The 18160-nt window shown below is 32.5% G+C and carries 14 protein-coding genes; 6 read left to right on the forward strand and 8 right to left on the reverse strand.

What is annotated here, in order from left to right:
• The first annotated feature begins 34 nt into the window (after positions 1 to 34).
• Together uvrA and AC13CQ_RS12435 are read left to right on the forward strand one after the other, a co-directional pair.
• Positions 35 to 2866, forward strand: a complete 2832-nt coding sequence (gene uvrA / locus AC13CQ_RS12430) for an excinuclease ABC subunit UvrA (RefSeq protein ID WP_008615006.1) — start codon at positions 35 to 37, stop codon at positions 2864 to 2866.
• Positions 2867 to 2918: 52 nt separating this feature from the next.
• Positions 2919 to 3608: an LOG family protein gene (locus AC13CQ_RS12435; RefSeq protein ID WP_008615007.1), complete on the forward strand. Its 690-nt coding sequence runs from the start codon at positions 2919 to 2921 to the stop codon at positions 3606 to 3608.
• Between the two features lie 54 nt (positions 3609 to 3662).
• Here the strand turns inward: AC13CQ_RS12435 and AC13CQ_RS12440 are convergent, their stop codons facing one another.
• From AC13CQ_RS12440 to AC13CQ_RS12455, 4 genes are all read right to left on the reverse strand, one after another.
• Positions 3663 to 4541, reverse strand: coding sequence for a YihY/virulence factor BrkB family protein (locus AC13CQ_RS12440; RefSeq protein WP_008615009.1), 879 nt, complete (start codon positions 4539 to 4541; stop codon positions 3663 to 3665).
• A 115-nt stretch (positions 4542 to 4656) separates the two neighbouring features.
• Positions 4657 to 7245, reverse strand: coding sequence for a phosphoenolpyruvate carboxylase (locus tag AC13CQ_RS12445; protein ID WP_008615010.1), 2589 nt, complete (start codon positions 7243 to 7245; stop codon positions 4657 to 4659).
• An 88-nt stretch (positions 7246 to 7333) separates the two neighbouring features.
• Complete coding sequence (locus tag AC13CQ_RS12450) at positions 7334 to 7813, reverse strand: Lrp/AsnC family transcriptional regulator (protein WP_008615011.1); 480 nt, start codon at positions 7811 to 7813, stop codon at positions 7334 to 7336.
• A gap of 99 nt (positions 7814 to 7912) precedes the next feature.
• Entirely contained in the window at positions 7913 to 9046 is a 1134-nt protein-coding gene (locus tag AC13CQ_RS12455; RefSeq protein WP_008615012.1) for a M14 family metallopeptidase, read from the reverse strand.
• A 302-nt stretch (positions 9047 to 9348) separates the two neighbouring features.
• Here AC13CQ_RS12455 and AC13CQ_RS12460 point away from each other — a divergent pair, with 302 nt between their 5' ends.
• The 3 genes from AC13CQ_RS12460 (at position 9349) to AC13CQ_RS12470 (ending at position 10742) form a co-directional block, all read left to right on the forward strand.
• Positions 9349 to 9774: a helix-turn-helix transcriptional regulator gene (locus tag AC13CQ_RS12460; RefSeq protein ID WP_008615014.1), complete on the forward strand. Its 426-nt coding sequence runs from the start codon at positions 9349 to 9351 to the stop codon at positions 9772 to 9774.
• The gene (locus tag AC13CQ_RS12465; protein WP_008615015.1) at positions 9775 to 10152 is read left to right on the forward strand and encodes a hypothetical protein; all 378 of its coding nucleotides are present in this window, start codon (positions 9775 to 9777) and stop codon (positions 10150 to 10152) included.
• Positions 10153 to 10286: 134 nt separating this feature from the next.
• Entirely contained in the window at positions 10287 to 10742 is a 456-nt protein-coding gene (locus tag AC13CQ_RS12470) for an MgtC/SapB family protein (protein ID WP_008615016.1), read from the forward strand.
• Between the two features lie 120 nt (positions 10743 to 10862).
• Here the strand turns inward: AC13CQ_RS12470 and AC13CQ_RS12475 are convergent, their stop codons facing one another.
• The 3 genes from AC13CQ_RS12475 to AC13CQ_RS12485 form a co-directional block, all read right to left on the reverse strand.
• Positions 10863 to 13478 carry a DNA gyrase/topoisomerase IV subunit A gene (locus tag AC13CQ_RS12475; RefSeq protein WP_008615017.1) on the reverse strand — a complete coding sequence of 872 codons (2616 nt, stop codon included), beginning with the start codon at positions 13476 to 13478 and terminating at the stop codon, positions 10863 to 10865.
• Positions 13479 to 13522: 44 nt separating this feature from the next.
• Entirely contained in the window at positions 13523 to 15376 is a 1854-nt protein-coding gene (locus AC13CQ_RS12480) for a DNA topoisomerase IV subunit B (protein WP_008615022.1), read from the reverse strand.
• 99 nt (positions 15377 to 15475) lie between these two features.
• Positions 15476 to 16387 carry a DMT family transporter gene (locus AC13CQ_RS12485; protein ID WP_008615024.1) on the reverse strand — a complete coding sequence of 304 codons (912 nt, stop codon included), beginning with the start codon at positions 16385 to 16387 and terminating at the stop codon, positions 15476 to 15478.
• A gap of 96 nt (positions 16388 to 16483) precedes the next feature.
• On the opposite strand from AC13CQ_RS12485, the gene AC13CQ_RS12490 reads away from it, so the two are divergent.
• Entirely contained in the window at positions 16484 to 17002 is a 519-nt protein-coding gene (locus AC13CQ_RS12490; RefSeq protein ID WP_245547684.1) for a gluconokinase, read from the forward strand.
• A gap of 86 nt (positions 17003 to 17088) precedes the next feature.
• Here the strand turns inward: AC13CQ_RS12490 and AC13CQ_RS12495 are convergent, their stop codons facing one another.
• On the reverse strand, positions 17089 to 17991 hold the full coding sequence (locus tag AC13CQ_RS12495) for a hypothetical protein (protein ID WP_008615041.1): 903 nt from the start codon (positions 17989 to 17991) through the stop codon (positions 17089 to 17091).
• Between the last annotated feature and the right edge of the window lie 169 nt (positions 17992 to 18160).

Below are 18160 nucleotides of genomic sequence, written 5' to 3' on the forward strand. Positions count from 1 at the left end.
CTTAAAATCGTAACTTTGTAGTTTTGCGTTTTATATGACAAATTTTGAAGAAAACATAGAGGTTAAAGGCGCTAGAGTCCATAACCTTAAAAATATAGATGTAACAATTCCAAGAGAAAAATTGGTAGTTATAACCGGACTTTCAGGAAGTGGGAAATCATCCTTAGCTTTTGATACTATTTATGCCGAAGGTCAACGTCGATATATTGAAACATTTTCAGCATATGCACGTCAATTTCTTGGAGGATTAGAGCGTCCCGATGTCGATAAAATTGACGGACTCTCCCCTGTTATCGCTATTGAACAAAAAACTACTTCTAAGTCGCCACGCTCTACCGTTGGGACTATTACTGAGATATACGATTTCTTACGTTTATTATTTGCCCGTGCTGCAGATGCTTATAGCTACAATACTGGTGAAAAAATGGTGAGTTATAGCGACGAGCAGATAAAAGACCTTATTATAAGCGAGTATAATGGTAAGCGGATCAATATTCTTGCACCAGTAGTTAGAAGTAGAAAAGGACATTATAGGGAATTATTCGAGCAGATTTCTAAACAAGGTTTTGTAAAAGTACGGGTTGACGGAGAAATTTTAGACCTCACCAAAGGAATGAAAGTTGACCGTTATAAAAATCATGATATAGAAACCGTCATCGATAGAATGCAAATTGATGATAATGAAAATACCTCTAAACGCCTTTCTGAGAGTATTAATACCGCCATGTATCATGGAGATGATGTGTTAATGATAATAGATCATGATACTGAGGAAGCCCGTTTTTTTAGTCGAAATTTAATGTGTCCTACTTCTGGAATTTCATACCCTAATCCAGAGCCTAATACATTTTCATTCAATTCCCCTAAAGGAATGTGCCCTACTTGCAGTGGCTTAGGGAAGATATATGAAGTAAACTTTGAAAAAATTATTCCTAATGATGCTTTAAGCATTAAAGCTGGCGGGATTGCTCCCTTAGGAGAATATAAAAAATCTTGGATTTTCAAGCAGTTAGAAGTTATAGCACAACGTTACGATTTTGAACTCACAGATCCAATTAAGAAAATCCCTGCCGAAGCAATGGAAATGATTCTTAATGGAGGGAATGAAAAATTCTCTGTAGAATCTAAAACATTAGGAATTACCAGAGATTACAAAATTGATTTTGAAGGGATTATTAGCTTTATAAAAAATCAGTTTGAAGAGAGTCAGTCTACCTCTATCCGTCGCTGGGCAAAAGGATTTATGGATAAAGTAAATTGCCCTACTTGTGATGGAAGCAGACTAAGAAGGGAGTCGTTGTATTTTATGGTGAATGAAAAAAATATAGCTGAATTATCTGCTTTAGATATGATTGAATTAGCTTCTTTCTTTAAAGATTTACCAAAGCAACTTTCAGAAAAGCAGTTAAAAATTGGAGAGGAAATTCTTAAAGAGATTACGGCAAGAATTGATTTTCTTTTAGATGTTGGTCTTAATTATTTATCGCTAAGCAGAAGTTCAAAGTCGCTTTCTGGTGGGGAAGCACAACGAATTCGTTTAGCCACACAGATAGGTTCGCAACTTGTTGGTGTTTTGTATATTTTAGACGAGCCGAGTATTGGATTACATCAAAGAGATAACGACCGACTCATAAAATCTTTAGAATCTTTAAGAGATATTGGGAATTCTGTGATTGTGGTGGAGCACGATAAAGATATGATTGAACGTGCAGATCATGTTATCGATATCGGTCCAAAAGCAGGAAAGTTAGGCGGTGAAATAATTTCTGAAGGACCTCCATCAGGATTAAAGAAATACAATACCCTTACAGCAGATTACATCACAGGAAAGAAAGAAATTGAAATTCCTGAAAAACGAAGAAAAGGCAATGGAAAATCTATTGTTTTAAAAGGATGTTCTGGAAATAATTTAAAGAACATCAATGTTGAGTTTCCTTTAGGAAAAATGATTGGAGTTACGGGAGTTTCTGGAAGCGGAAAATCTACATTAATTAACGAGACCTTATATCCTATTTTAAATGAACACTTTTTTAATGCTGTAAAAATCCCCATGCCTTACAAAAGCATCAAAGGCTTAGAGCATATAGATAAGGTAATAGATATTAATCAATCTCCAATAGGGAGAACCCCTCGCTCCAACCCTGCTACGTATACTGGTGTTTTTAGTGAAATTAGAACACTATTTACACAAACCCCAGAAGCTATGATTCGCGGTTATAAGCCTGGAAGATTTAGCTTTAATGTAAAAGGAGGAAGATGTGAGACCTGTCAAGGTGCCGGAGTGAGAGTTATTGAAATGAATTTTTTGCCAGATGTAACAGTATCATGTGAAACTTGTAATGGAAAACGATTCAATAGAGAGACCTTAGAAATTAGATATAAAGGAAAGTCGATTGCCGATGTTTTAGAAATGACTATTAATGAAGCTGTGGAGTTTTTTGCAAACATCCCAAAGATACACCGTAAAATAGCAACATTGCAAGACGTAGGGTTAGGCTATATTACACTAGGACAGCAGTCTACTACCCTTTCTGGCGGGGAAGCTCAACGCGTGAAATTGGCTACAGAACTTTCTAAAAAAGATACTGGAAATACGTTTTATATTTTAGACGAACCCACAACTGGATTACATTTTGAAGATATTAATGTATTGATGGGAGTTCTCAATACACTAACTAACAAAGGAAATACTGTTTTGATAATTGAGCATAATCTAGATGTTATTAAAATGGTAGATCATATTATAGATATTGGCCCTGAAGGCGGAAAAGGTGGTGGAAAAGTTATTGCCACTGGAGCTCCAGAAGAAATAGTTACTAATAAAAAAAGTCATACCGCTAAGTACTTAAAGAAAGAATTAAAATAAACTATTTAAGTTACTGTAAATAAACCTATTGATTATTAAAACACAATATAAAATGAGAAAAGAAAAGCATCATAAAGGATGGAATGAGATAAAAACAAATGATTCATGGGCCATTTTTAAAATCATGAGTGAATTTGTAAATGGCTATGAGAGATTAAGTAAAATAGGTCCCTGTGTTTCTATATTTGGATCTGCTCGTACTAAACCAGAACACAAATATTATCAATTGGCAGAAAATATTGCTAAGAAAATAGTAGAGGCTGGTTATGGAGTAATTACGGGTGGTGGCCCTGGAATTATGGAAGCTGGTAATAAAGGAGCACATTTGGCAGGTGGAACCTCTGTAGGTTTAAACATAGAACTCCCCTTTGAGCAACATGACAATCCATACATAGATAGTGATAAAAGTTTAGATTTTGATTACTTTTTTGTTCGTAAAGTTATGTTTGTAAAATATTCTCAAGGATTTGTAGTTATGCCAGGTGGATTTGGAACTTTAGACGAGCTTTTTGAGGCTATTACACTCATTCAAACTAAAAAAATAGCAATGTTTCCTATTATATTAGTTGGAACCGATTTTTGGGGAGGATTAATGGACTGGGTTAAAACAACCTTGCTAAATGCAAATAACAATATAAGTGAAAAAGATTTAGATTTGATTAAGCTAGTAGATACTGAAGACGAAGTAATTGAGGTTCTTGATGCTTTTTACAAAAAATTCAATTTGAGTCCAAATTTCTAATTTTTAATAAAGACGTTGGACAATTTCTTATAATAAGTTCATGAGGGATTAAATTTACGCCTGAACATCATCTATTGATGTTTCAGGCTTTTTTTTATTAATTCTATATTCTGAATACACCATTGTAAATTCAGCTCCCATAAAAAATATAAGTCCCGTATAGTATACCCAAAGTAAAATTAATACCACTGAACTTGCACCACCATAAACCGATGCAGGCGCTGCTTGCCCAAAGTAAACTCCTATAACTGTTTTCCCTAATAAAAATAATAATGTAGTTATGGAAGCCCCTATTAAAGCTGTTTTCCAACGAATTCTTTTGTGAGGTAAAAATCTATAAATAGCTCCAAATAAAATTGTTATAACCACTAATGAAACTAAAAAATTAAGTCCGCTAACAATAAGAGAAGCTATTTCTGGATAATAATTTTTAACGTAATTATTAAACACTGAAATTCCTGCAGATACAATTAAAGAGATAATCAATAAAAATCCAATAGCCATTACCATCCCAAAAGAAATAAGCCTATCTATAACCATTTTCTTAAAAGTAGAATTATCTTCCTTAACCTCAAAAATAGTATTTAGTGTTTTTTGTAATTGAAAAAAAACTCCTGTTGCCCCAAAAATCAATGTCCCTCCACTTATAATCATATTCACCGCAGAATTGCTATTAATACTTGCACTACTTATCATCCCCTCAATGGCTTTTGCTGGCTCATACCCTACTAAACTTGAGAACTCCTGAGTAATATGTCCTTGCACCGCTTCTCTTCCGAAGAAAATACTAGTCACCCAAATTACTATCAATAATAATGAAGGTAAAGAAAATAAAGTGTAGTATGCAATAATAGCACTTTGCGCAAATGGGTCTAAGTCCAACCATCTAGAAAAAGTATCTTTTAAAATTTTAATGCTAGTTTTTATTTTCATTTAAAATTAAATTGGAGTAATAGCTATTTTAAAGATATCTTTTATATAAGGAAAAAGCTGTTAAATAATCTACAAAAGATTACTTAACAGCTTTAAATTAGCTATTTTTAAATACTTATGCTGAGTTTCTGGCAGCATTTATATTCCCAAATAAAGAGCGAGTAACCATACGCTCATAAGTTTCCATAAGCTCTGGATCTACCTCTTTTTTAGAAGCATTTAACTCTTGAATTTGTCTAAGAGCAAATTGCTGAATTGTTAATAAAGGCAACACTATTTTCTCTCTTACTTGAATTGAAGCTTTCATAGAGCGCGTATCTTCCATTAACTCGGAATATCCTGTTAATTTAAGCAGCATAGCCTTACTTCTTTCATATTCTTCATGTATAATCTTCCAAAAAGCTCCAAACTCTTTATCATCTTGCATATAGGCAGTAAGCTTAAAGAAAGACTTAGTTAAACTCATCATACTATTTTCTAGCAAAGTTCTAAAGAAAGTAGAGTTTTGGTATAGCGATTGTACTTTATCAAATTCATTGTTGTCTACAAACTCTTGGATAGCAACACCTACCCCATAAAATCCTGGTACATTTTGTTTTAACTGACTCCAACTTCCTACAAAAGGAATTGCTCTTAAATCAGAAAAAACTAATTTATCGCCCCCTCCTCTTTTTGAAGGTCTACTTCCAATATTTGTTTTTGCATAATATTTTAGCGTACTCATACGCTCTAAATAAGGCAAGAATTTAGGATGATTTTTAAAATCTACATATGCTTTATAGCTAATTTTAGCTAATCTATCCATTGTATCCCTATCTTCTTTCCCTAATCTATCTTTTTCATTAGCAAAAACATTATTTGCAATCCCAGAACTTAATAATTGCTCTAAGTTATACTGGCAAGATTCTGGAGTTCCAAAATTAGAACTAATAGTCTGACCTTGGATAGTAAGCTGAACTTCTTCATTTTCAATTGTAGGTCCTAATGAAGCATAAAACTGATGCGTTTTACCACCTCCACGTGCTGGTGGTCCTCCTCTACCATCAAAAAAGACAACTTTAATACCGTATTTACGAGATATAGCAGATAAGGCTTCTTTAGCTCTGTAAATTCCCCAGTTAGCCATTAAATAACCTCCATCTTTTGTTCCATCAGAGAAACCAAGCATAATAGTTTGCTTATTCCCTCTACGTTTTAAATGTTCTGCATACGCCTTGTTCTTATAAAGCGTCTCCATAACATTATGCGCATCTTCTAAATCCTCAACAGTTTCAAATAACGGTACAACATCGGTAGTTGGCTGCTCCCAATCGCACATACGAATCATAGCAAACGCCTCCATTACATTTAACACACTACCATTATTACTAATAATGTATCTATTACTTCCCATTTCCCCATTATTTCTTTGAATGGTTTTCATGGCATAAATAGATTCAAGCGTGTTTCTACTCATCTCATGTTTAAACAAACTAGGATTAACTTTTCCTACAATTTTACTAAGCGCATTGATTTGTTTTTCTTCGGATAATTTATTGTAATTCTTCGGAAAAATATCAAGTCCCATTTCTAAAGACTCCTCAACAATATTTGATAATACGTTGTGGTGTACTCTTGAATCTTGACGAATATCTAAGGTTGCAAAATGAAAGCCGAATAGCTTCATTTTATTAATTAAATCATTTATTTCATCAACAAATAACGACTGATGTTTAGTTTCCAGAATCTCTCTTATCTCTAAAAGAGTACTCATAGTCTCTTCTGCAGTAATGGTAGTTCTCCCACTTTGTAGAAATATGTTTTCATAAAGCTTAGACTCTAAATCAGTAATAAGCTTATCTACAAATTTAAAGGTAATTCTACGACGTAACCTTCTTACATCACGATAATAATTTTTAAGAATTGTACTACGAAGTCTATCAGCTACTTTTAAAGTAATTTCTGTAGTTACAAAAGGATTTCCATCCCTATCTCCTCCAGGCCAAAAACCTAAATTTAATACTTGGTTGTTTAATTCCTCTTCTCCAAAAATATTATCTTGGATATAATCAAAAATCTGACTAGCAGATTGGTAGAACACATTTTCCAAATACCAAATCAAACTCACAGCCTCATCAAAAGGTGTAGGCTTTTCTTTTTTAAAGAAAGGAGTTTTTCCTAATTGCGCGAGTAACTTTTTAATAAGATTTAAATTGTTATCTCTAATTGCGGTAGCTAAATCGGTTATAATACCTAATACAGAACCTGGGTAAAACTGCGTAGGATGCGCTGTTAATACTGGTCGCACTTTAAAATGCTCTAAATAAGCTTTAAGCTCTGGCATTTTGTTTTTAGCCTCCGCTTCTTCTTTTATGTTCCGAAGCGTACCTCTTCCGTCCATATTATTTACAACCGGAAAGGTAGCATCTTCAATAGCATCAAAAAGCACAACTTGCCTTTCTATATATTGAATAAATCTAAAAAGAAGATCAAATTTTTCGGTATCGGTTGGTTTTTCGTAATATTTTTTAAAAAAATTACCAACTATCTCTGTAGGGTTTTTATTTTCTTCATAACCCTTTTCACAAATTTCAGAAAATAGCGGTAATAATACTCCAGTATTACTTATTTCATCAAATGGTAAAGTGATAAAAATACTGTTGTAGATTTGATATCTTGATAAAACACTTTCATTAAATCGGTCAATCTTTGGTTTTCTTAGCATAAAAATTTTCTGTTTTACGTAAAAATACAAAAAACCCTCTCAAAACAAAGGCTTAAGAGGGTTAGTTTATTGTTATAAAACAGAAATCTTATAAATCGTTAAAAATTGTATGCATTAATCGACGTTTATCGTTAATACTTTCTTCTAGAGAAATCATAGTTTCTGTTCTAGAAACTCCATCAATATCATCTACTTTAAAAATTATATCTTTTGCATGCTTAGTATCTTTAGCACGAATCTTACAGAAGATATTGAATTTTCCAGTAGTAATATGCGCTACTGTTATATACGGAATCTGATTTAATCGCTCTAAAACAAACTTTGTTTGATGCGTTTTTTCTAAGAAAATTCCAACATATGCGATAAATGAATACCCTAGTTTTACGTAATCTAGAGTTAAAGAAGAGCCTTTAATAATACCTGCATCTTCCATTTTTTTAACTCTAACGTGAACAGTCCCCGCTGAAATAAGCAATTTCTTTGCTATATCAGTAAAAGGAGTTCGGGTGTTATCAATCAACATATCTAGAATTTGATGATCTACCTCGTCTAATTTAAATTTCGCCATAGTTTTTTATTATCTTTAAAGAATATGCAAAAAAAATAAAAAAAATTGAATTATTCATAATCGTTTGCCGATTATTTTTTTAATGATTTCCTGATTTTATTAAATTTTTCTTAGCAAATCTGTTAAATAACTATTATTTAATTCATGTATAGGCACAGGATCAACTCCCACATTCCTCATATCTAATTCTTTATGGCCATAGTAATGAAGGTGCTTCTCGATATGTTCAATACTCGGCTTAAACTCAATTTTATCATTTATTAACGTTTCCTTAAAGAAAATTGCGACATCCTTAAATTCAGTTTCTTCTTTAGTAGCAATTGGAAAATTTCTTAAAATTATATCATAAAAGAGCTTTTCATTCTCTGGAATATGGAAATAATCATGATGTTTCTTTCCTGTAACCTCAGTTAGATTAATGTATTGGAGAGCAGTTACTAAAGAATAAGCTATGTATTTACGTGTTTCTTCACGCATATAATCGTTTGGATAATGACCAGATTCAAATAAAATAGTAGGCACGCCAAGCGATTGAAATGTATCTCCAACGCAGTTCAAATTAAAACCATCGTCGTATCTCCCTACTTGTTTTGGAATATATTTCTGAAGCATTTTATTCATCGCTACAATAACTTCCATACTTCTCTTCCTATTCTGTGTTACTTTTCTTTCTTCATCCTCAGCAGGCGTTAAAAAAGATATTGTAGCAGATTTCTTATGGTTGCCTGCACTAAAGATAGTCCGTTGATCATGTAAATTAAAGCAATAATCAGGCTTAAATTCATTGAAAACAGCTCTTAAAATTCTACTTTCAGGCTGCGATTGATTTTGAGCATCTCTATTTAAATCAATTTCATTAGCATTTATTCGAGTGTATGCCAAAGCTCCATCTGGATTTAAAATAGGAATTATACAAAGCGTGAAATTCTCATTGATATAATTTAAAACATCAATATTGGTATCTATATAGTTTAGGAAATCAAATAAAGCCTTTGTAGTTGTTGATTCATTTCCATGCATTTGAGACCATATTAAAATTCTATTTTTTCCAGACCCAATAGTTAATTTATGAATAGGGTTGTTTAATACTGAAACACCTATTTGTTCAACATTAAACTTTTCTGAATAATCTTCTAATAAAGGAGAAATCATTTTATGAGTTACATACCGACCTCTAATTTTTTGATTGATATATGCTGTATAATTTGATGTAAAGTCTTCTATTAAATCCATATTGTTATTTAAGGTTTACAAATGTAAAATTATAATTGTTTACGAATGTAAATTGAAATGATACACATTTGTAAACAAACTTTAATGCGCCATAAATAGGAATAGTTACATCTGTAACCATAATAAAGACATTTACTCAATATATTATTAATTAGAAATATAAATTATTTATTTTCAGATATTTAAACTCTATTACATGAAGTTTAACATTAAATAAATAGCCTTCCTAGTGCTTATATTTGCTTATGTCAACGGTTATGTTTACATTTGTAACTATTAATTGTACTAAACATTAGTTTACAATGGTAAACAAAGAGGATTTTATTAATCGACTAGAGAAAGTATTGGATTTTTACGATTTATCGGCTTCTGCTTTTGCTGATAAAGTAGGTGTTCAACGCTCTTCTATTTCTCATTTACTTTCAGGAAGGAACAATCCTAGTTTGGATTTTATAATGAGAATTCTTGAGAATTTTCCTGAAGTAGAGTTATATTGGTTGTTAAATGGAAAAGGAAGTTTTCCACCTACAGAAGAAAATTCTAAAAACTTAACTTCTTCTACTTCCGACTTATTTTCTTCTGAGGACACAAATCAAGTTACAAACGAGAAACAGGAAAAAATAGAAGACTTCCCTATTCCTTTGCATAAAGAGCAAAAAAATGAAATTGCTCGTATCGTAGTTTTTTATAAAAACGGTACCTTTGAAGAGTATAAAAATAAAGATTAAATGATGCGTTCTATTTTTGCCTTATTCTCCTTAATATTCCTTTCATCTTGTTATCAGCAAGAAAAAAAATGTGAAGATTTCAAAACTGGAGAATTTGAATTTACTTACACAATAAACGGAGAAGAGAAAACAAGTAGATTTATTAGAAATGATACTCTTGAAATTGATTATTTTGAGAATGAAATTGACACCAACTCTGTCCGTTGGATTAATGATTGTGAGTTTATTGTAAAAAAAATAAATCCAACTTCTAGGAACGACGCAAAAGCTATTCATATGAAAATATTAACTACTAGCAAAAACTCATACACTTTTGAATATGCTGCTGTAGGAGATAAAAAAAATAAGCAAAAGGGTATTGCGAAAAAAGTAAAGTAAAATAAATCCTTAATCCCACAAAGAGTCATATTTACTGTTAGTAGCATACATATGACTCTTTTTTATGCGCTTCTATTTTTAAAACTTTCTTTCTTAAATACATAGATAAAAATATTTTTAATAATTTTAGTTATATGATGTTTATAGAGACAGTTATTGAAAATATAAAGGTTACAGATTTTATTTTAAAAATAAGCGCTGCTACCATTGCTGGGCTTTTAATAGGTTTGGAACGAGAGTATAAAGGAAAAAGCGCCGGACTTAAAACCAATACTCTTGTTGCTATTGGCGCTGCTGTTTTTGTAATAATTTCCTTGCAGTATGAGCATCAATTTGGAGTTGATGCTACCCGAGTTCTTAGTCAGGTTGTAGTTGGAATAGGTTTTTTGGGAGCAGGTGTTATTCTCCAAAAAGAAAATAAAATTAAAGGATTAACTACTGCAGCAACTATTTGGTGTAGTGCCGCTGCTGGCTGTTTAGCTGCAACGGGACTCTATATAGAATTAGCTGTGCTCAGTATTTTGGTGGTTTTAATTAACTTAATTTTTGGGTATGTTGATTCTCATATTGAGAAAAAAGTGAAAAAGTAGAAAGTTGCAAAGTCCAGAAAGAAACTATCTAAAAAGCCAACAAACTCTATATTATTTTGAGTTTGTTGGCTTTTTATTTTAAATGTAAATCGTTTTTTAAATAACTCCTTTAACTGTTATTTATTCAAAATCAAAAAGCGTTGGACCGTCATCATCTTTAGCGTTTGAGTTATTTTCTTCTGAAACATCTTCCTCATCATTTACCTCCATTTCTTCTGGCTGCAGCTCTTCTGGTTCGTCAAAAGGTAAAGGTTCTAGTAAATTAATTTGATTTACCTTATCTTTTGTAAGCTGATTCCCGATAGCATTTATTCCTTTTACAGCAATAAACTCTTCTATATCTACTTCCAAATTAGGTTTTCGGTCTTTTCCTCTTTCCTTGGTAAATTCAATATCGGCAACAGGCCTCCAATCGGTTGAAACAATTTCTAAACGCGAATTTGAATTGTCTGGAATAAAAGATTCTTCTTTTCCTTCAGTTTCAATAACAAACCTTTTAATATAATAAAGCTCTCGCTCTCCATTAAAATAAATTGCAGAAATAGGTTTTTTAGGATTCCATTTCTCTAAAACAATAATATTACTCTCAAAATGCATAGTTAATTCTGGAGTAACTGTTTTTACCATTCCTTCTTGAGTAATTATAAGCAACCTATCTTCCCCTTTAAAAGCTCCGAGTAGCTCTCCACGCCCATCAACATTTAATCTTTGTACCGTTTCATCAAACCAAATCTTACGCGGTTTTAAAGTAGAAACTCCTTTTTCTTTAAGTTCGATACGTTTAACTGCGTATTTACTTACAATATTTCCTTTAGAAGCTCGACCTTTAATCATAATATCGGCAAAATCAAGATCCCATTTAAGTTTCTTAATACTTCCCACCTGACGTAAGAAAACAGTTACCACTTCTGCCTCTCCATTTGGATTTGCAGAGAAATAATGGACAAAAGAACCTGGTTTTCCGTTTGTTAGATCGTACTCCTTATCTCTAGTAATACTCGATACAAAAAAGCGTTTTACATACGTAGCCCCGCCTTTTCCATCTTTATAGATGAGATTATATATAGTTCTCTTATCTTTTTTCTTAAAAACAGCTACATGAATAATATCTTTTCCAATAAAGGTTTTGGTGTCAACTTTTGTAACCATCATCTTACCAGTAGCAGTAAAAACGATAATATCATCAATATCACTACAATCGCATACATATTCATCTCTCTTCAGAGATGTTCCTACAAAACCTTCTTTACGATTTAGATAAAGTTTAGTATTCCGAATTACCACTTTAGAGGCCTCAATATCGTCAAAAATACGAATCTCGGTTTTACGCTCTCTTCCTTTTCCGTAAGTAGTTTTAAGTTTTGTAAAATAGTCAATAGCAAAATCTACTAAATGCTCTAAGTGATGCTTCACAGTAGCGATATCTCCCTCTAAGGCGTCTATTTTTTGTTGGGCTTTATCAATATCAAATTTAGAAATACGTTTAATCCGAATCTCAGTAAGACGAACAATATCTTCTTCAGTAATTGTACGTTTCAAATGTTTTATATGAGGCTGAAGTCCTTTGTCAATAGCGCTAATTACACCTTCCCAAGTTTCTTCTTCTTCAATTTCACGATAAATTCTATTTTCAATAAAGATGCGTTCTAAAGAAGCAAAATGCCACTGCTCTTCCAGTTCATGAAGTTGAATCTCTAATTCTTTTTTCAGTAAATCAAGCGTATTATCGGTAGAACGCTTTAACATTTCACTGACTCCTATAAAAAGTGGTTTATTATCTTCAATAACACAAGCCAATGGAGAAATAGAAGATTCGCAAGCTGTAAAAGCATACAGAGCATCAATAGTTTTATCTGGAGAAATTCCTGAAGGCAAATGCACTAAAATCTCAACATTTGCAGCAGTATTATCTTCAATCTTCTTTATTTTGATTTTTCCTTTATCGTTTGCTTTTAAAATTGAATCTATCAAACTAGAAGTATTCGTTCCAAAAGGAATTTCACTTATAGTCAGTGTATTTTTATCGTATTGAGAAATCCTAGCACGCACACGGATCTTCCCTCCTCTTAAACCATCATTATAATTGGTAATATCCATAATTCCAGCAGTTGGAAAATCTGGATATAGCGTAAAATTCTTTCCTTTTAGGTGTTTTATAGAAGCATCTATAAGCTCTATAAAGTTATGCGGTAATACTTTTGTTGATAATCCTACAGCAATTCCCTCTGCTCCCTGAGCTAACAGTAAGGGAAATTTTACAGGAAGATTAATCGGTTCCTTCTTCCTGCCGTCATAACTAAGTTGCCATTCTGTGATTTTCGGACTGTAAACAACTTCTAATCCGAATTTAGAAATTCGTGCTTCAATATAACGTGAAGCAGCAGCACTGTCTCCCGTTAATATATTTCCCCAGTTTCCCTGGGTATCAATTAGCAAATCTTTTTGACCAATTTGCACCATGGCATCTCCAATACTAGCATCTCCATGCGGGTGATACTGCATGGTATGCCCTACAATGTTTGCTACTTTATTGTATCGGCCATCATCTAGTTCTTTTAAAGAATGCATAATTCTACGTTGCACTGGCTTAAAACCATCTTCAATAGCTGGCACTGCACGTTCTAAAATTACATACGAAGCATAATCCAAAAACCAATCTTTGTACATTCCGCCAACACGAGTGATGGTTTCTTGACTGTTATTTTCTTCCGGATTTAATTCTGTATTCTCTTCCATAAAAGGTTAGTAGGGTATTATTTTAAATAGCTAATTTTTAACTATTATTCTTCTATTACATCAAGTTCTACTCGAAGGTTATTTATAATGAATTTTTGACGATCGGGAGTGTTTTTCCCCATGTAAAATTCTAATAAACTTTCAATCGACATCGATTTATCAAGCATTACTGGGTCTAAACGAATATCATCTCCAATGAAATGTTGAAACTCATCTGGTGAAATTTCTCCCAAACCTTTAAATCGAGTTATTTCTGGTTTCCCAGTTAACTTCTCAATTGCCTCTTTTCTTTCATCCTCACTATAGCAATAGATGGTTTCTTTTTTATTACGAACTCTAAACAAAGGAGTTTGCAAAATATACAAATGTCCTTCTTTAATCAATTCAGGAAAAAACTGTAAGAAAAAAGTAATTAGCAACAATCGGATGTGCATTCCATCTACATCGGCATCGGTTGCTATTACAATATTATTATACCGAAGGTCTTCCATTGACTCTTCTATATTTAATGCCGCTTGTAATAAATTAAACTCCTCATTTTCATACACAATTTTTTTAGTCATTCCGTAGGTATTCAAGGGCTTTCCACGTAAGCTAAATACCGCTTGTGTATTAACGTCTCTAGATTTGGTAATGGATCCCGAAGCGGAATCTCCCTCTGTTATAAACAAAGTAGTTTCTAAAGAACGTTGGTTTTTGGTATCACCCAGATGCACTCTACAATCGCGAAGCTTTTTATTGTGCAAACTTGCTTTTTTAGCCCTGTCTTTAGCTAGTTTTCTAATTCCAGAAAGCTCTTTACGCTCTCTCTCTGCTGCTAGAATTTTTCGCTGAATTTTATCGGCTACTTCTGCATTCTTATGTAAGAAATTATCAAGATGCGTTCCTACAAAATCGTTGATATAGGTTCTTACCGTTGGCAAATCGCCTCCCATATCTGTAGAACCTAATTTAGTTTTTGTCTGACTTTCAAAAACGGGCTCCATTACTTTTATAGAAATAGCAGCAATAACTGATTTTCTAATATCGGAAGCATCATAATTCTTTCCGTAGAAATCGCGTAATGTTTTAACAATTGCTTCTCTAAAAGCAGCCAAATGCGTTCCACCTTGGGTTGTATTTTGTCCGTTTACAAAAGAGTGATATTCTTCGCTATACTGTGTTCTACTGTGAGTTATTGCTACTTCGATATCGTCCCCACGCAAATGAATAATTGGATACAGCATATCTTCTTTATTGGTAGTATCTTCCAATAAATCTTTTAATCCATTTTCAGAATAAAACTTTTCTCCATTAAAAATAATGGTTAACCCTGGATTAAGATATACATAATTTCGAATCATTTTTTCTACATATTCATTTCTGAATTTGTAGTTTTTAAAAATGGTATCATCTGGGATAAAGGAAACTTTTGTTCCTCTCCGCCTACTTGTTTCGTCTAATTCTTCTTCATTTACAAGGTTTCCTTGCTCAAATTCTGCCGCCTTAGATTTGTTATCTCGATTTGATTCGACTCTAAAAGAAGAGGAAAGAGCATTTACCGCTTTGGTACCAACTCCGTTTAGACCAACCGATTTTTTAAAGGCTCTAGAATCGTATTTCCCACCGGTATTCATTTTAGATACAACATCTACCACTTTTCCTAATGGAATCCCTCGTCCATAATCGCGTACAATAACTTTATTTCCCTGAATAGAAACTTCAATGGTTTTTCCTGCACCCATAACGAATTCATCGATACAGTTATCGAGTACTTCCTTTATGAGGATATAAATTCCGTCGTCTGCAGAAGAACCATCGCCTAATTTCCCAATATACATACCAGGACGCATGCGGATATGCTCCTTCCAGTCTAACGAACGTATATTGTCTTCTGTATACTTAGTAATTTCCGACATAAAATATTAGAGATGGGTTTTGTTGCTAATATAATGTATAGCGACTTAAAATGAAACCCTGCATCAGTAAAGTAATTAACAAGCTTTTGCTGAAAATTGTTAAGAACCTGATTTTTTGTAAGTTGATTTATTTAAAGACACTACAATTATTCCTACAATTACCAAAATTGCACCTCCAAATTGAAGTAACGTTAAACGTTCTCCTAAAAAAATAGATGCTAAAATAATAGTTGATATGGGACCTAATCCTGCTAAAATTGAAAAATTTGAAGCCCCAATCTCTTTAATACAATAGGACACCAAATAAGAAGGAATTACAGTGGAGAAAAAAGCCATTGCTAGCCCTAACCAATATACATTTGGATGGTATCCAAGTAAGGATGTATGCTCAAAGAGGCTATAATGTAGTATTACGCTTACACAAGATACAATCATAGCATAAGATGTAAACCTAACCACTCCAAACTTTGGAATTAACCAATCGCTTCCCACCAAGTATGATGCATAAGTTATGGCGCTTAAGAAAATAAATCCTGCACCCAAGAGAAATTGTGCTCCATCCACACTTATTTCGTCCCAGAAAGCAATAATAATTCCTATATAAGTTATTGATATGGCAAACACCTGCACCCTACTAATAGGACGCTTTAGAAAGATACTAGAGAGCAATAGAACTATGGTAGGATAAATAAATAGAATAATTCTCTCTATACTCGCTTTTATATATTGAAGTCCTACAAAATCAAAATAACTCGCCAAATAATATCCTATAAAACCAAATACAATTAACCATACATAGTTTTTCCTTGGGAGTTTTTCAGATTCCTTTTTTGTAAAAAGAAGCACAGCAATATAAAAAGGTAATGCAAAGAGCATTCTAAACATCAATAAATTTACTGCGCTTACATTATACTGATACGCTAATTTAACCATTACAGCTTTGGCCGAAAACAACACTACACCTAAAATTCCGATTAAAATAACAAGAGGTAATTTCTTTGAGTTTTTCATTATCCAAAATTACCATTTTACAAGAAGGTATTCTTATCAAGAATATCAAATTTTACGATGCTCAAAAATGTTTCTTTTCAAATAAAATTATATCTTGTGTCATATATATATAATATGTTACCAAAACCTAAGGCCATAATTGTTATGGGAGTTTCTGGGTCTGGAAAGACTACCATTGGGGAATTACTTTCAGAAAAAACAGGAATTCCTTTTTATGATGGAGATGATTTTCATCCTGAAGAAAATATCAAAAAAATGAAAGCTGGACATCCTCTAAATGATGATGACAGATTGGGATGGCTAGAAAAGATAAACGAATTCTGTATAGAACAAATAGAAGCTAACACAAGCTGTATTATTGCTTGTTCTGCTTTAAAAGGTTCTTATCGAAAAATTCTCAGAAAAGATATTGAAAAAAGCACAGAGTTTATTTATTTGTTAGGCGACTTCAAGTTAATTGAAGAAAGACTTGCAGGCAGAGTTTCTCATTTTATGCCTATAGCCCTACTAAAATCCCAATTTGAGACTTTACAGCCTCCAAAACATGCAATAACTGTAAATATAGCAGATACTCCAGAAGAGATTGTTACCGAAATTCTTGAACAACTAACATAAAAAAAGCATCGAGAGATATCCCGATGCTTTCTTAAATTAATTGGTTAGTTGAGTTTTTTTACTCGACATTTACATATCTAGTAAGTTTATTTTAAGTCAAATTGTGTCGACCCTAATTCTTTTAAATTCTGGTCGTAAACCACAACACTGTATTTTCCTTCAGCAAAATCTTCTCCTTCTTTATTAATAAAGTCACATACATCTAAAACAGTGTTTTCATAGTAAAAACTAGAAGCTTTACTGTAAGTTATACTTATAGGTTCTGATGTTTCTGTACCTTCTTTTGCAGCTACAGCACGCTCTCCCATAATTGTTCCAGATGGATCTGTTACTTGAATATAGAATTGTTTAGCTCCAGGTTTTGTAATTTTATTAGCTCCAACTGTGTAACAAATTTTTAATTTGTCTGCTCTTCTATTATTGTTTACAGAAACAATTTTACCACTATTACGCTCTTTAACAGCTTCCGCAGAAAACTTAGCCAACCCTAAAGCAGCTCCTGTTTCTACAACTTTAGAAAGCTGAGTGTTTTGCATAATTAAAGAATCTGTAAACATAGATTGTTCCTGTAAAGCAGTTTTTGTACTATCTCTTTGCATAGCCAACAACGTATTTGAAGCTCTTAAAGAATCGTTTTGAGTTAACAAAAATTCACGCTCTTTGGTAAGTTGTTGTACTTGTCTTCTATATCTAGAAAGCGAACTAATGTCTGCTTTCATTTGCTGTACAGAATCTATATAGGTTGCAATTTTATTTCGTGCTTCTACCAATTCAGCATTTGCTGATTCACTTTCAGAAATAGCCCTATCATAATCAGATTTCAAATTATTCAAATCTTCAATAACAAGATTTTTTTCTTTGTTAAGCTTGTTAGTAGTCTCTTTTTTACTGTTATACAGGCTTGCTGTATAAATAAGAGTTCCTATCAAAGCAGCAGCAAGTAGTCCTGCTATTACTTTTAAACCATTATTGGATTTTGTTTCTGTCATAAGTTGTTTATTTAAAAATTTGGTACGGCAAAATAGTCATTCTTTTCTATGCCTTACGAATTATATACGTTTAAAAGTTAAAAATAGATTTTTTAAAACTATTTTATTGTATCATATCAGTTTTTTTTTAACATTTACATATAGAACTCATTTAAACTTTTTCTATTTC

The sequence above is a fragment of the Galbibacter sp. L-19 genome (assembly GCF_056857615.1).

Coding starts and splice junctions, on each gene's coding strand:
- uvrA (WP_008615006.1), top strand. CDS start 35: ATGACAAATTTTGAAGAAAACATAGAGGTTAAAGGCGCTAGAGTCCAT.
- AC13CQ_RS12435 (WP_008615007.1), top strand. CDS start 2,919: ATGAGAAAAGAAAAGCATCATAAAGGATGGAATGAGATAAAAACAAAT.
- AC13CQ_RS12440 (WP_008615009.1), bottom strand. CDS start 4,541: ATGAAAATAAAAACTAGCATTAAAATTTTAAAAGATACTTTTTCTAGA.
- AC13CQ_RS12445 (WP_008615010.1), bottom strand. CDS start 7,245: ATGCTAAGAAAACCAAAGATTGACCGATTTAATGAAAGTGTTTTATCA.
- AC13CQ_RS12450 (WP_008615011.1), bottom strand. CDS start 7,813: ATGGCGAAATTTAAATTAGACGAGGTAGATCATCAAATTCTAGATATG.
- AC13CQ_RS12455 (WP_008615012.1), bottom strand. CDS start 9,046: ATGGATTTAATAGAAGACTTTACATCAAATTATACAGCATATATCAAT.
- AC13CQ_RS12460 (WP_008615014.1), top strand. CDS start 9,349: ATGGTAAACAAAGAGGATTTTATTAATCGACTAGAGAAAGTATTGGAT.
- AC13CQ_RS12465 (WP_008615015.1), top strand. CDS start 9,775: ATGATGCGTTCTATTTTTGCCTTATTCTCCTTAATATTCCTTTCATCT.
- AC13CQ_RS12470 (WP_008615016.1), top strand. CDS start 10,287: ATGATGTTTATAGAGACAGTTATTGAAAATATAAAGGTTACAGATTTT.
- AC13CQ_RS12475 (WP_008615017.1), bottom strand. CDS start 13,478: ATGGAAGAGAATACAGAATTAAATCCGGAAGAAAATAACAGTCAAGAA.
- AC13CQ_RS12480 (WP_008615022.1), bottom strand. CDS start 15,376: ATGTCGGAAATTACTAAGTATACAGAAGACAATATACGTTCGTTAGAC.
- AC13CQ_RS12485 (WP_008615024.1), bottom strand. CDS start 16,387: ATGAAAAACTCAAAGAAATTACCTCTTGTTATTTTAATCGGAATTTTA.
- AC13CQ_RS12495 (WP_008615041.1), bottom strand. CDS start 17,991: ATGACAGAAACAAAATCCAATAATGGTTTAAAAGTAATAGCAGGACTA.